Consider the following 13,248-nt stretch of genomic DNA (forward strand, 5'->3'; position numbering starts at 1 on the left):
TCTATGGCGAAGGCAAAAACAGGCAAGAAGGTCACCGATATCAAGCTTGAGGCGACCGGTGAACAGGAAATCAAGCTCTCCGACTACCAGGGCAAGAACATCGTCCTGTACTTTTACCCAAAAGACAGTACCTCCGGCTGTACCCGCGAGGGCCAGGACTTTCGCGACAATATTAGCAAATTCCGCCGTGCCGACACCGTGATCCTCGGCGTCTCGCGCGACAGCGTCAAGTCACATGAAAACTTCAAGGCCAAGGAGGCATTCCCCTTTGAGCTGCTCTCCGACAAGGAAGAAAAACTCTGCGCGCAGTTCGATGTCATCAAAGAAAAAAATATGTATGGCAAAAAGGTCATGGGTATTGAACGCAGCACCTTTTTAATAGATAAAAAAGGACTGCTGCGTGAAGAATGGCGCAAGGTCAAGGTCGATGGCCACGTTGATGAAGTCCTTGCCCGCGTCAAGGAGTTGAATAAAAACCCGTAGCAACACCCTCATCGGCAATATGGAGTAAGCAGACTTGCAACACACAGATAGCGGCGAAAAACGCACCTTCGTTCTCGACACGAACGTCCTTATGCACGACCCCACTGCCATCTTTCGTTTCAAGGAACATGACGTCTACATTCCCATGATCGTGCTCGAAGAGCTCGATGACAATAAGCGTGGTACCTCGGAAGTTGCGCGCAATGCCCGTCAGGCCAGTCGTTTCCTTGATGACCTGCTCAAGGGTATGAGCAGTGAACACATCGAGCAGGGTGTCGAACTTCCGCATACGAGTACAACTGAAAACGGTAACGGCATCGGTCGCCTGTTATTACAAACCCAGCTGCTACACGAGGAACTGCCCAACACCCTGCCCGGCGACAAAGCCGATAACCATATATTGGGCACCGCCCTGGCCCTGCAACATACCCGGCCCGAGCTTGCCATCACCCTGGTGTCGAAGGATATTAACCTGCGCATCAAGGCCTCGATCCTCGGTATCCATAACGAAGACTACTACAACGACCAGGTACTCGATGACGTCGCCCTGCTCTATGCCGGTCACAAAGAACTGCCCGACAGTTTCTGGCAGGAGCATGAAAAGAACATGGAGTCCTGGCAGGAAGAGGGTCGGACCTTTTATCGTATCACTGGCCCCCAGGTTGCCGACTGGTATCCGAACCAGTGCCTGTCTATCGGCGGGGAGCGCTTCGAGGCCATCGTTCGTGAAGTCGACGAAGACAGAGCCATCATTGAGCGGAGTGTTAATTACCTGCAACCAAATAATGCCGTCTGGGGGATCATCGCCCGTAATCGTGAACAGAGCTTTGCCCTCAATCTGCTCATGGACCCGGAGATCGATTTTGTCAGTCTGCTCGGCATGGCCGGCACCGGCAAGACCCTGTTGACCCTGGCCGCCGGGCTTGCGCAAACCCTCGACAACAACCTTTATAACGAGATCATCATGACCCGTGTCACCATCCCCATGGGTGAGGACATCGGCTTTTTGCCGGGTACTGAAGAGGAAAAAATGACGCCATGGATGGGGGCGCTGATGGACAACCTGGAGGTACTCACCGGCGTGGAAGAAGAGGGTGAATGGGAACGCGCCGCCACCGATGCCTTATTGCAAAACCGCATAAAGATCCGCTCCATGAACTTTATGCGTGGCCGCACCTTTTTGAACAAATACATCATTATCGACGAAGCGCAAAACCTGACATCAAAACAAATGAAGTCTCTCATTACCCGCGCCGGCCCCGGCACCAAGGTCGTCTGCCTTGGTAATGTCGCCCAGATCGATACCCCGTATCTATCGGAAACCACCTCCGGCCTGACCTATGTTGTAGACCGCTTCAAAAACTGGCCGCACAGTGGACACATTACCCTGCTGCGTGGCGAACGTTCACGCCTGGCGGATTACGCCTCGGATAATTTATAAACCACGCAAGCCAACAACACTATATAGAGGTAATTATTATGACTGGAGAACACATTACAACCGAGGTTGGCGCCCCCGATCCGGAACTGGAAACCTCACCCATTGCCGATGAGGGTGATGAGGAGTTTGACGTCATCGCCCAGGAGGTTGAGGATTTACCCGTCTGTTATTTCAACAGCGTGAGTTACCCGGCGGGTAAATATGTATGCAGCAGCAGCAAGGAATTACTCCAATGCCAGAAAGGCTTGTGGGTACGGATGGGGACCTGTGATCCGGATAACCTGTGACCATACGGGTTTTTTTCATGCCTTCACAGACAGCCTGACCACCTTTTCTGATGAACAGCAGCCTTAACGTTCTTATGCAAATATTTATTCCAGCCCCGGGCCGGGGCGCGGTATTTTTATGTACTGCGGATACCTTTAAGACACTGTTATGTTAATAGCAATAATAAAGAACACTGCACGGTTATTGCTTCCCGGCCTGATCGCATTTGGCATATCTATTCAGCCACTACAGGCCGAAGAGAGTTATATCAATGAATCTCAGCAAATCCTCGATGTCATTGATCGTTGGGCCGAGGCCTGGATCAATCTCGATGCCGAGACCTACATAAGCTACTACAGCAAACACTACCGCCCTGACAACAACACATCACACCGCGCCTGGGTCGGCGGCCGCAAGGAGCGTTTTAGTCAACAGAAATGGGTAAAACTCGGCATCAGCGGCATCGCAATCGCCAAACAGGATGGCGGATTATATACGGCGACTTTTAAACAGCGCTATAAGTCAGACAGCTTTCGTGACAGCGTGCGCAAGGAACTGGTTTTCAAAAGAGAACAGGCACAATGGAAAATCATTGCCGAAAAAATTATCGCCCACTAGGTCTTAGCGTGGTCGAAAAAAACTAGACCGGAGCAACCAGTTCGGCCCTCGGCCAGGCCGTCAACACCGCCTTCACCAGGGTTGCCAGCGGGATCGCGAAGAATACCCCCCACAGCCCCCACAGCCCGCCAAATAGCAGTACCGCAACGATGATCGCAATCGGGTGCAGGTTCACGGCCTCGGAGAAGAGCAGCGGTACAAGTACGTTGCCGTCGAGCGCCTGGATGATGCCATAGGCGACCATTAGATAAATAAACTCATTCGTCGTACCCCACTGGAAGAAGGCGATGATCGCCACCGGAAAGGTTACTACCGCAGCACCGATATATGGCACGATCACGGAAAGCCCGACCAGCGCACCGAGCAGCATCGCATAGTGCAGACCCATGGCTTCAAAGGTGATGTAACTGACCACACCGACAACGAGGATTTCCCAGAATTTACCGCGCACGTAATTGGTTAACTGGCCATTCACTTCTTCCCAGACATTACTCGCCAGGCGGCGGTCTTTCGGCAAGTAACTGCACACCCAGTCGAGAATAAGTTGTTTGTCCTTGATAAAGAAAAACACCAGTAAGGGTAATAACACCAGATACACCACCAGGGTAACGACACTGGTGATCGATGAAAGCGAAAAGGCCAACAGGCCTTGTGCTGCTGCCGCGATCTCGGCACGAATACTGTTCAGCAGGTCGGCCAGTTGTTGCTGGTTGATAAAATCCGGATAGCGTTCGGGCAATTGCATGATTGCGCCCTGCCCCGTGGCGATCATAGTCGGCAGTTCTTTCACAAACTGCGCCACCTGTGTCGATAACAGTGGTACCAGGCCAAAGATCAGGAACACCAACACTACGACAAATAACAGGAAGGCCGTCCATACGCCGATCAAGCGCGGTACGCCGCGCCGTTGCAGCAAACCGATCAGGCCCTCGAGCAGATAAGCAATCACCAGGCCAGCCAATACCGGCGCGAGCATCTCGCCAAGGTAAATAACCACCAGGAAACCAAACAGCAACAGCACGGCCAGCATGACTACCTGCGGGTCGGAGAAGTGTCGTTTAAACCAGCTCCCTATCACCTCAAACATACCAAGCCATCCTTATTATTATTTTTGTTCAATGAGAATTTCGTAATGACGATGAAACAACACCTGAAGGTCGTCAATGACCATATGCGCCTCACGGCCCTGCATGACATGCGCGGACATCAGGCCAGCCGCCTCGTGTAAAATCTTGTCTTTATTCAACATCGGGTAAGTGTCGGATAAGCGACGCATCGCCGCAAGTACGGTCTCTTGCTCGGGACGTGGGATATCCACAGGTTCACGAATCGACAGGGTTTTTGCATGCTCGGAACGTGAGAGCATGAATTCGGCATAGTCGAGCAAGGCCGCTTGTTCATCACGACTCAGTTGGGCGAGGATTTCCAGTAAGCTGTTTTTTACCGATGCCATAATAAGATAAATAAAGACAACGGCTTAACGACCTTCACACCTTGGCTTCTGAATGGGTCTTGCAGTAATTCTGAGCAAACTCAAGCAATTCGTCCATGGCACGCAAGCGGAATTTCTGTTTCTGGTGCACAAAAGAGAACGGCCGTTCCAGAGGCGGTTCCAGTTTCAGCGCCACCAGGGTACCGAGTTTCAGTTCCTTGCTGACTGTGGCGAGTGAGACCACGGAGATCCCCATGCCCGCTTCCACAGCGCCCTTGACCGCCTCGGGGCTGCCCAATTCCATGTTGATATTCAGTGTGCCCTTCATACCATGGCTCTGCATGTACTCGGCGATCACCTCACGGGTACCGGAGCCTTCTTCACGACAGATGTACGGGTAGTCGACCAGCTTGCTGATCTCGACACTGCTTTCCTTGGCCAATGCGTGATCCGTGGGCACGATCAAGACGAGTTGATCCATGCGACAGACTTCCACGGCCAGGTTCTTGTTGCTGACCGGGGCCTCGACCACACCGAGGTCGATGATATTGTTCTCGACCATCTGCACGATGCCATCGGTATTCGACACCTTCAGGCGGACATTCACATCCGGGTACTTGGCCTTGAAGTCACCGAGCAGGGCCGGCAGCATGTATTCGGCGATCGTGGTACTCGCACCGATGATCACCAGGCCGCTGATCTCACCGGTGAGCTCACGCACCGCATTTTCCATTTCCCCGTACAGCTCAAAAATACGATCCGCATAACCATAGACGCGATGCCCGGCATCGGTCAGACTGATGCGATTGTGCGTGCGATCGAACAGACGGGTGTTAAAATACTCCTCCAGTTGTCGAACCTGGAAGGTTACCGCCGGCTGCGTCATATGCAGGGCCTCGGCGGCCTTGGTAAAGCTCAGATGACGAGCAACGGTATGAAAAACTTGTAGTCTGCGATCAGCCATGACGATCCTGTTATCTAATTCTGGGTTATAGTCGACCCACTCAATCCCTGATAGTGGTCTCGGCGCGGTTCCGAACAGGCCGGGTCGGCGATTATATGCCATTTGGCACCCATTAGAACAGTTTATAAAGTATTGACTGATATAGTTATGAGCCCAAGTAACCACACAAAAACTAAAAAATCCGCTATTCACCAGCGTTTCCGCGGCTTTTTGCCCGTCGTCGTCGATGTTGAGACCGGTGGTTTTAATGCCGAGACAGACGCCTTGCTCGAGGTCGCCGCCATTACTATCGGCATGGACAAGGACGGCATGCTCTACCAGCGCGAGAGTGTCTCCGTGCACGTCGAGCCGTTCCCGGGTGCGAACCTCGAGCAGAAATCGCTCGATTTCACCGGCATCGACCCCCATCACCCGTTCCGTTTCGCCAAACGCGAGGACGAGGCGCTGGACAAGATCTTCACACCGATCCGCGCCGAGCTGAAACAGACCGGCTGCAGCCGCGCCATCCTCGTCGGCCACAATCCGTTTTTTGACCTCGGCTTTCTCAACGCCGCCGTCAAGCGCGCCAAACTGAAGAGCCCCTTCCACGCCTTCAGCAGCTTCGACACCGCCACCCTCGGCGCACTCGCCTATGGCCAGACCGTGCTGGCGCGTTCCGTACAGGCCGCCGGCCTCGAATGGGACGAAAAGGAGGCCCACTCGGCCCTTTACGATACCGAGCGGACCGCGGCGCTGTTCTGCAAGATCATGAATACCTGGAATCGCCTGCAACAAAGTTAATACGCCGTAGCCGAGTATAAAAAAACGGCGCCCCGGAAACGGGGCGCCGTACTCTATGGCCCGATTTTAGTGCCGACCTGCAGTAACACCGCCATCAACAGGTAATATTACCCCGGTAATCCAGCCAGACGAATCCTCATCTGCAAGGAACAGTACTGCTCTTGAAATATCATTAGTCACACCATTTCTACCTAAAGGATGAAAACTCTTGAAGGTGGAGAGTTGTTGCCTTGTCATAATCGGGTCATATAGAGGTGTTTCCACAACGGCCGGGGCGATTGCATTAACACGAATATTTTTATGTGCAAACTCGATCGCAAGGTTGCGTGTCAGCGCATGTACTCCGCCTTTTGCCGTTGCCGCAGCACTATTTGGTGTTGCCGCGATGCCCTGCAACGACCACATGGAACCGATATTAATGATAGCGCTATGACGGTTATTCAGCATATTTTTTACTGCCAGTTGAGTAAGAAAGAAGTAGCCGCGTAAAACATTTAAATACTGCTCAAGGTCACTTTCAGTATGTTCAAGAAATGGCTTGGGGAAAAATATACCTGCGTTATTAACCAGGATATCAAGGCCATTAAAACTGGACAGCGCAGTATCGATAATATTCTGACGAGTTTCGTGTTTACCGATATCACCGCTGATACAGGCTATATTATTTCCCTCAGGGTCAATATCCTTGGCAACATCGGATAGTTTTTTGCTATTGCGGCCATTAATGACGACTTTGGCGCCCGAATTAACAAGCTTGCGCGCTATATCGGCACCCATTCCACTGCCACCACCTGTGACTACAGCCACTTTGCCCTGTAAACTCATAAATAGTACTCCCGATTATTAACAAGACTGAAATACTAGGGTGGAATGGATATACTGAACAGCACGCACTTATTTGATAGTCGACTTTCTTTTGTGAAAAAAATGGAAAAAACCAAGACAAAACCAGATGATTTTTCTAACGCCAGCCCGGATGTTGCCCTCACGGTTGAGGCAGTATTTGGCTGTAAGTGGTCATTGCGTATCCTCAAACTGATTTCTGAGGGCACAACGAGACCAGGCGAAATCGAACGTCGCCTGACCGGCCTTACTCCAAAAGTAAAAAATCATTATTTTAAAAGAATGATGGAGTTAGGCATATTAAAGAGAATCGCCTACCCGGAAGTGCCACCCAGGGTCGAGTACCATTTGACAGAATTCGGCAAGGAATTTTTGCCTCTACTGGATGCGATTAAGGAACTACAGTACAAGCTTGAGAGAAAGTCATAATAAAACTCATGTACAAAAGCACAAAAGGGATTGGTGACATATTTAACCTGCAGGATTTGGCTTAGTGCTTATTCCATTACTTAAAGAAACCGTTCCATATGACAATGAATATATACCGGTTAACCAAGGTTCGTAATTAAACTTAAGGACAAATCAAAAAAACGGCACCCCGTTGCCGCGGCGCCCTATTCTGAACCCGGTTTGTCATGTGGCTCAAATGCCGTGCTAACTAGTCAAATTCAAGGTTTTCACGAATAGCCTCAACACCAGCAAGCGCACATGCACCATCAATGCTCTCACGTTCTGATTTCCCGGGAGGCGCCCCAGAGACACCAATGCCCCCAATGATTTCACCCTGTGAGGTTATCAGCACGCCACCACCCACCAGTAATGCCCCAGGATTGTGTTGTACCTGCTCAGGGATAACACCTTGTTTCAGTAATGTCGCCAATTCACCGGTGTTTTGCCGGAAACTGTTTGCTGTCCAGGCCTTGCCTATAGCGGTTTCTGGTGTATGCGGCCCGGCAAACTGATCTCTGAAAAGGGCCTGCACATTTCCACCACGGTCAACCACGGCTGTTGCAACGGAATAACCCCGTTTGCGACAATCCAGTAACGCCTTCCAGGCGGCCTTCGAAGCCAGGTCAACCGATAAACTACGCGTACTAAATATACCAGCGGCTTCTTCTGCCTGAGTTACTGACGATATCAATAAAGTTAACATTAATACTGCTATGCGAGACATGATCGCTTCTCCTGAATGATTGCAACATCCAGTATGGATCAATAGAGACGTGTGAGAATATCCTCAAATAGACACACAATATCGCGTATCAGACATTTCAGTGCAGCGTGAATTTTTTTGCGTAAGTGGAAGGCGTGTGACCCGCTATCTTCTTAAACATGGAAATAAAGGCACTGGCCTGATTGTAACCTACATCAAAGGCCACGCATTTCACGGACTCTCCACCTTCGAGCAACTCAATTGCCTTTAATACTCGCAAATGATGTAGCCATTGCACCGGAGTCAGGCCGGTTTCTTTCTTGAACAACCGTGCAAGAGTCCTCTCACTCATTGATAACCTGGTTGCCCAGTGCGTCATATCAATGCCCTCTGCCGGATTATTTATGAAGTGCTCCACCATCACATACAGGCGTTCCGAGGACGGAACGGGCACCGCAACCTGGGTCGGTTGCAGTAACTGTAATTGATCCAGTATAACCGCATTAAGCCGTTCCTCGGCACCCGTCACACAAGAATGATCATCTTCCGCCGCAGTCCTTGTCAGCTCTTTTAGCAATGGTGTCAAATGCAATAACTGCGATTGCATAGACATCATATCACTTGAGGTTTCATCAATAAATAATGAACAGTAATCAATCGACTGAGAGGCAGTAACAGAGTGCGTTACGCCCGGCGGAATCCAGACGGCGAATTGTGGCGGCACTACAAATACCGGGCCACCACTTTTAATATTCAAGCTGCCGCTCGTGGCATAAATCAACTGCCCTCGCACATGACTGTGCGGCGCAATCGAATGCGGCTCATGCACCCAACTGATATCCGCCAGTACCGACCGCGAGGGATCCCTGATATTTCCGGCATCGGATGATGAAACTACTGGCAAGTGCTTTTTCATGTTTAGCTATTCTTTAATAATGACTACTTCTGATGCAGTATCTTAAACATGGACTTATCATTATCTTTTTCTGAGAACGGTTACCGGTGCATAGCAAACAGACCGCAAGCCAATCCGAGCATAGCATTAATGCGAAGCATTAACGCCAATTTGCTTCAGAAACAGCTGATGCCCGGCCTCCTGGACTACCTGCTGATACATGGCATTAACATTGACTGGAAAACGATTTTCGAAACCAGACATATCCCGGTACATGCCAACATTAATTTTTTCCATCATGTCACGGTCAGTCAGGCCCAAATCGTAATATTTCTTTACCTCTTTATATAATAAAGATAGATAATTACGCATATAATTCAAGCCATGCTTGTTGGTTATCGGGCCATGCCCGGGAATAACATGATCAATATCAAGTTCTATCAGTTTATCCAGGGCTTGGGCATTTCCCTTGGTACTCGCATGCTGCAAACCTGGAGTGCGTTTATAAAAAAACACATCCCCCGTGACTATAGTTTTAAGTTCCGGCACATAAACCATCAGGTCCCCCGTGGTATGTGCATGTCGAGGATGTATAAGCTTGAAGGTCAAGCCCCCAATATTGAGTTCTTCACCCCCATTCACCAAGGTATTCGGTAAAACGGCCCGGGTATCAGCATGCGCCCCCTTAGTCAGATTGTTTAGTCGCTTTATGGCGCTTTCTGAGGTTTTATTTGCCATTACCTTCATATTGGGATGGGCAATAATTTTTGGCGGTGGCATTAATTCAGAAAAAGCCTGATTACCCAGCCAGTGATCGGGATGAAAGTGACTATTGATCACATGTGTTACTGGCTTATTAGTAATCTTTTTGATCTCATTGATTGCCATGCGTCCAATCCGAGCTGAACTTCCCGGATCGACCACGACCACCGATGACCTTGTGATAAAAAATGTAATATTGGAATTAAAACCCTGGTTTTCGACTGTTTGTCTGTCCATGTCCCCCACCAGCACATACGCCTGTCGATTGATCTGCTGCAGGTTTGGGTTTGATAAACTGGGCACACGGGCCAGTACCTGGCTACTATTTACGAGTAACATCACAGGCACAAAAAAAAGGCCAACGGTATTTGATATACGCCTTCGCCATTTTTTATTTATTTTCATTTATCTCTCCCTGTGAGCAAATGACGATAATCTGGCCGACAATAGCGCCGTCCGGCTACAAGTACCACAATGACATATGACACAACCCGGCCTTCGAGGAACCTTCATGGTTGTGTTAATAAGACATACGAAATAAACACTGGCGGTCCGCCTTGAGCTGATGCCAATGTTTTCCTGGGAATACGGCGCTGTATAATCAACAGCTTTTGCTATTGTCTTCAGTTATTGCAGTGCCGCGATAGCATGGCTGCGGTTTTTTTCAGCCGCAGAAACCAGACTGGCTTTATCATTTACAGCATTTTCCACAATGGCTACATTTCCAAGTCGGTCAGTAAAAATAACGGCAGGTAATTTACTGATGCCTTTTATAAACATAAATTCATTATTGGCAAATTCTTCTCCATTCGGGCAAATGACATTAAAACCTGCTGACACATCCGTTTTGTAAAGCATGTAACTGTCATCCAGATCTGTGCCTAAATTTATATCGTTACAGACCGCGCATTCGTCCTGATAATATACAATCATCAGTTGTTTGTTCTTTTCTGCTGCATCTCCTGCAAGTACAGCCAGATCGGCAATATCAACCTCGGGTATAACACTATTTCCTGCATACGATGCATTCACACTGAATCCAAGTATCAAAACCATGGCAGCATAATGTAATTTATTTGGCATTTTCATGATTAACCTCTCGTGTTGTATATGAAAGACATACGGTTGCTGATAAATGACGCTAAATAGTTTATTTCCTCTTGTTTGAAAGTATGCGCACTAATATGCTTAAGTGGTATCGTGATAAAGACATGAAATATCGAAATATGGACAAGCCGCTCAGTAACGGAGGTGACTTGTTGTAATGTGGCACGATGCATAAAAAACGGCGCCCCGGTTTCCGGGGCGCCGTTTTTGCTCAGAGAAATTCCTGAACCTGTTACGCTTCAGAACTCGCTTCTGAACTACCGGCCGCGGCCTGGGCCATTTTCTGCAGCTCACCACTCTGGAACAGCTCGAGGGTGATGTCACAACCACCAACCAGTTCGCCATTGATATAAAGCTGCGGGAAGGTCGGCCAGTCGGCAAAGGCTGGCAGGTTTTCGTAGACTTCCTGGTCGGCGAGGACGTTCACATAACCAAACTCGACGCCACAGTTCTGCAGGGCCTGGGCGGTACGGCTGGAAAAACCACACTGCGGGAACTGGGGCGTGCCCTTCATGTACAGCACGATCGGGGTGCTCTCGACCTGCTGTTTGATGCGCTCTAATGGATCCATAACAAATACAACCTCATGTTTTTACAACGAATACGGGTGCTACCTACCTTTGATATGGGGGCATCTACCCGCATTTCAAATACCTGACTGTTTTACCCTGGATATAGGCGGCTAGTCTACAGGGTTTGGGCGAGGGGTTCTAGCCCGCCCCATCGACGTTACGCTGCAACCAGAATTCCAGCAGGGCCAGGTGCCAGAGCTTACTGCCCATAATCGGCGTCAGGTAGCGTTCCGGGGCGGCCAGCAGCTGCTCGACATAGGCCTGCTGGAATAGGCCCCGCTGGCGGCAGGCCTGTGAGTGCAGGATGTCACGCATGAAATCAAGAAACTCGCCACGCACATACTTCAAGGCCGGCATCGGGAAGTAACCCTTGGGTCGGTCGATAACCGCATCCGGGATGCGACCACGCGAAATAGCCTTGAGCGGGTACTTGCCGCCCTCGCGCAGGCGCATTTCCGGTGGCATCTGCATGGCCAGCTCGACCAGTTCGTGATCGAGGAAGGGCACACGCGCCTCCAGCCCCCAGGCCATGGTCATGTTATCGACACGCTTGACCGGGTCATCGGTGATAAGCATGGTCGTATCCATGCGCAACACCTGATCCATGAAGCTGTCTGCGCCCTCGCGATGCAGGCGCTCGCCGATCAACCCGCCGGTGTAATCCAGCCCATGCCAGACCGGCTCCAGCGCGGCGAGCAATTCGTGATGCGGGCGGTCAAAATAATGTTTACGGAAACGCTCGAGGTAGTCACCCTTTTCAGCGGCCATTCGGTGGTACCAGAAATAGCCGCCGAAGACCTCGTCAGCGCCCTGGCCACTCTGCACGACCTTAACTTCCTGCGAGACACGCTCGGAGAGCAGATAAAAGGCTACTGCGTCCTGGCCCACCATGGGCTCGGCCATGCTGTCCACGGCCTCGGGCAGCCGTGTCAGGACCTGATCGTTGGGGATGAGGAATTTGTAGTGCTCAGTGCCATAGCGTTCCACGACCTGGTCAGAGAACTCAAATTCACTGCCCTTCTCCTCGGGCTGATCTTCAAAACCGATCGAGAAGGTTTTTAAATCTTTCTGCCCCGCTTCGCACAACATCGCCACCAGCAGGCTCGAATCGAGGCCGCCGGAGAGCAGCACACCGACCGGCACATCCGCGGCGAGGCGGCGACGATCCACGGCGGTACGCAGCGCAACATGGGTCGCCTCGACCCACTCGTCTTCACTCATGTCTTGTGCAGGGCGCTGGGCCGTGAGTTGCCAGTAACGACGATGCTCCGTCTTGCCATCGGCCTGGATGGTCAGGGTCGTGCCCGGCTCCAGTTTGCGTACCCCGCTCAGCACGGTGCGCGGCGCCGGCACCACGGCATGCAAGGTCAGTTGATGATGCAGGGCGACTGCATCAAGAGAGGTATCGACGCCGCCCGCGGCGAGCAGGGCCTGCGGGTTGGAGGCAAAGCGCAGACGACCACGTTGACGCGCATAATAAAACGGTTTGATGCCGAGACGGTCGCGGGCCATGAACAACTGACGACGCTTTACATCCCAGAGGGCAAAGGCAAACATGCCGTGAAAATGCTCAACACACTGCTCACCCCACTCGGCATAACTTTTGAGGATAACCTCACTGTCGCCATCACTGGTAAAACTGTGGCCGCGCTTGCGCAGGTCATCGCGCAATGCACGGTAATTATAGATAGTGCCGTTAAATACCAGCCGGTTACCGGTTTCGGTATCAAGCATCGGCTGATTCGCGCGAGCAGACAGATCAATGATCGCCAGACGACGATGTCCGAGCGCTAAAGCCCCTTCCAGATAACTGTCGCCCGAATCCGGGCCACGCGGTACCAGTACCTTGAGCATGCGATCGATCGCCGCCTGCTCGGGTTGCGAGCCATCAAAACGTAATTCACCACAAATACCGCACACAAGGAGCTTCC

At 51.0% G+C, this 13,248-nt stretch carries 16 protein-coding genes; 6 read left to right on the plus strand and 10 right to left on the minus strand.

Annotated features, from left to right (window positions below):
- Positions 1 to 3 precede the first annotated feature (3 nt).
- The 4 genes from EL386_RS11025 (at position 4) to EL386_RS11040 (ending at position 2,809) form a co-directional block, all read left to right on the plus strand.
- Positions 4 to 483 (plus strand): peroxiredoxin, encoded by a 480-nt coding sequence (locus EL386_RS11025; RefSeq protein ID WP_126456188.1) that lies wholly within the window; start codon positions 4 to 6, stop codon positions 481 to 483.
- Between the two features lie 34 nt (positions 484 to 517).
- Positions 518 to 1,924 carry a PhoH family protein gene (locus EL386_RS11030; RefSeq protein ID WP_420856716.1) on the plus strand — a complete coding sequence of 469 codons (1,407 nt, stop codon included), beginning with the start codon at positions 518 to 520 and terminating at the stop codon, positions 1,922 to 1,924.
- A gap of 38 nt (positions 1,925 to 1,962) precedes the next feature.
- Positions 1,963 to 2,211: a hypothetical protein gene (locus EL386_RS11035; RefSeq protein ID WP_126456189.1), complete on the plus strand. Its 249-nt coding sequence runs from the start codon at positions 1,963 to 1,965 to the stop codon at positions 2,209 to 2,211.
- Between the two features lie 148 nt (positions 2,212 to 2,359).
- Complete coding sequence (locus EL386_RS11040; protein ID WP_126456190.1) at positions 2,360 to 2,809, plus strand: L,D-transpeptidase Cds6 family protein; 450 nt, start codon at positions 2,360 to 2,362, stop codon at positions 2,807 to 2,809.
- Positions 2,810 to 2,831: 22 nt separating this feature from the next.
- On the opposite strand, the gene EL386_RS11045 is transcribed toward EL386_RS11040, so the two are convergent.
- From EL386_RS11045 to EL386_RS11055, 3 genes are read right to left on the minus strand one after another with little or no spacing between them, the layout of a single operon-like run.
- Positions 2,832 to 3,896, minus strand: a complete 1,065-nt coding sequence (locus tag EL386_RS11045; RefSeq protein WP_126456191.1) for an AI-2E family transporter — start codon at positions 3,894 to 3,896, stop codon at positions 2,832 to 2,834.
- A gap of 18 nt (positions 3,897 to 3,914) precedes the next feature.
- The gene (locus EL386_RS11050; RefSeq protein WP_126456192.1) at positions 3,915 to 4,262 is read right to left on the minus strand and encodes a Crp/Fnr family transcriptional regulator; all 348 of its coding nucleotides are present in this window, start codon (positions 4,260 to 4,262) and stop codon (positions 3,915 to 3,917) included.
- Positions 4,263 to 4,296: 34 nt separating this feature from the next.
- Complete coding sequence (locus EL386_RS11055; RefSeq protein ID WP_126457338.1) at positions 4,297 to 5,205, minus strand: LysR family transcriptional regulator; 909 nt, start codon at positions 5,203 to 5,205, stop codon at positions 4,297 to 4,299.
- Between the two features lie 147 nt (positions 5,206 to 5,352).
- Here EL386_RS11055 and rnt point away from each other — a divergent pair, with 147 nt between their 5' ends.
- Positions 5,353 to 5,985 (plus strand): ribonuclease T, encoded by a 633-nt coding sequence (gene rnt / locus EL386_RS11060; RefSeq protein WP_126456193.1) that lies wholly within the window; start codon positions 5,353 to 5,355, stop codon positions 5,983 to 5,985.
- A 66-nt stretch (positions 5,986 to 6,051) separates the two neighbouring features.
- On the opposite strand, the gene EL386_RS11065 is transcribed toward rnt, so the two are convergent.
- Positions 6,052 to 6,810, minus strand: a complete 759-nt coding sequence (locus tag EL386_RS11065; RefSeq protein WP_126456194.1) for an SDR family NAD(P)-dependent oxidoreductase — start codon at positions 6,808 to 6,810, stop codon at positions 6,052 to 6,054.
- A 102-nt stretch (positions 6,811 to 6,912) separates the two neighbouring features.
- On the opposite strand from EL386_RS11065, the gene EL386_RS11070 reads away from it, so the two are divergent.
- Positions 6,913 to 7,257, plus strand: coding sequence for a winged helix-turn-helix transcriptional regulator (locus tag EL386_RS11070; protein WP_126456196.1), 345 nt, complete (start codon positions 6,913 to 6,915; stop codon positions 7,255 to 7,257).
- A 229-nt stretch (positions 7,258 to 7,486) separates the two neighbouring features.
- On the opposite strand, the gene EL386_RS11075 is transcribed toward EL386_RS11070, so the two are convergent.
- The 6 genes from EL386_RS11075 to EL386_RS11100 form a co-directional block, all read right to left on the minus strand.
- The gene (locus tag EL386_RS11075) at positions 7,487 to 8,002 is read right to left on the minus strand and encodes a GlcG/HbpS family heme-binding protein (protein ID WP_126456198.1); all 516 of its coding nucleotides are present in this window, start codon (positions 8,000 to 8,002) and stop codon (positions 7,487 to 7,489) included.
- A 97-nt stretch (positions 8,003 to 8,099) separates the two neighbouring features.
- A complete protein-coding gene (locus EL386_RS11080; RefSeq protein WP_126456200.1) occupies positions 8,100 to 8,897 on the minus strand; it encodes an AraC family transcriptional regulator in 798 nt (265 codons plus the stop codon).
- A 126-nt stretch (positions 8,898 to 9,023) separates the two neighbouring features.
- Entirely contained in the window at positions 9,024 to 10,043 is a 1,020-nt protein-coding gene (locus EL386_RS11085; protein ID WP_126456202.1) for an MBL fold metallo-hydrolase, read from the minus strand.
- 222 nt (positions 10,044 to 10,265) lie between these two features.
- Positions 10,266 to 10,727 carry a thioredoxin domain-containing protein gene (locus EL386_RS11090; protein ID WP_126456204.1) on the minus strand — a complete coding sequence of 154 codons (462 nt, stop codon included), beginning with the start codon at positions 10,725 to 10,727 and terminating at the stop codon, positions 10,266 to 10,268.
- Positions 10,728 to 10,977: 250 nt separating this feature from the next.
- Complete coding sequence (grxD, locus tag EL386_RS11095) at positions 10,978 to 11,316, minus strand: Grx4 family monothiol glutaredoxin (RefSeq protein ID WP_126456206.1); 339 nt, start codon at positions 11,314 to 11,316, stop codon at positions 10,978 to 10,980.
- Positions 11,317 to 11,455: 139 nt separating this feature from the next.
- Positions 11,456 to 13,237, minus strand: a complete 1,782-nt coding sequence (locus tag EL386_RS11100; protein WP_126456208.1) for an N-acetylglutaminylglutamine amidotransferase — start codon at positions 13,235 to 13,237, stop codon at positions 11,456 to 11,458.
- Positions 13,238 to 13,248: the final 11 nt, after the last annotated feature.

The sequence above is a fragment of the Sulfuriflexus mobilis genome, from assembly GCF_003967195.1.
GTDB lineage: Bacteria > Pseudomonadota > Gammaproteobacteria > AKS1 > AKS1 > Sulfuriflexus > Sulfuriflexus mobilis.